The following is a 378-nucleotide window of genomic DNA, read 5'->3' on the forward strand; positions in this document are numbered from 1 at the left end:
TCGCCCGGCCGCCGGCCGCCCGCCGGGCGGCCGGGGGCAGGCGGGGGGGGGCGCGCCCGGCGAACGCCCGCGCCCGCCCCCGCTACGATTCCTCGCCGTATCAGGCCTTGCGGGCCTTCACCTCGGCGGTGAGCTGCGGCAGGACCGCGAACAGGTCGCCGACCACGCCGTAGTCGACCAGCTCGAAGATCGGGGCCTCGGCGTCCTTGTTGACGGCCACGATGGTCTTCGAGGTCTGCATGCCGGCCCGGTGCTGGATGGCGCCGGAGATGCCCGCCGCGATGTACAGCTGCGGGGAGACCTGCTTGCCGGTCTGGCCGACCTGGCTGCTGTGCGGGTACCAGCCGGCGTCGACGGCGGCGCGCGAGGCACCGACCG

At 75.7% G+C, this 378-nt stretch carries 1 protein-coding gene; it reads right to left on the reverse strand.

Features of this window, described 5'->3' with window-relative positions; translation table 11 throughout:
- Window positions 1-100: 100 nt before the first annotated feature.
- Window positions 101-378 (reverse strand): electron transfer flavoprotein subunit alpha/FixB family protein (locus tag ACFU9E_RS34415; protein ID WP_380715644.1); only part of this gene is annotated, 278 nt, incomplete at its 5' end.

Source organism: Kitasatospora sp. NPDC057595, assembly GCF_042800875.1.
Taxonomy (GTDB): Bacteria; Actinomycetota; Actinomycetes; order Streptomycetales; family Streptomycetaceae; genus Kitasatospora.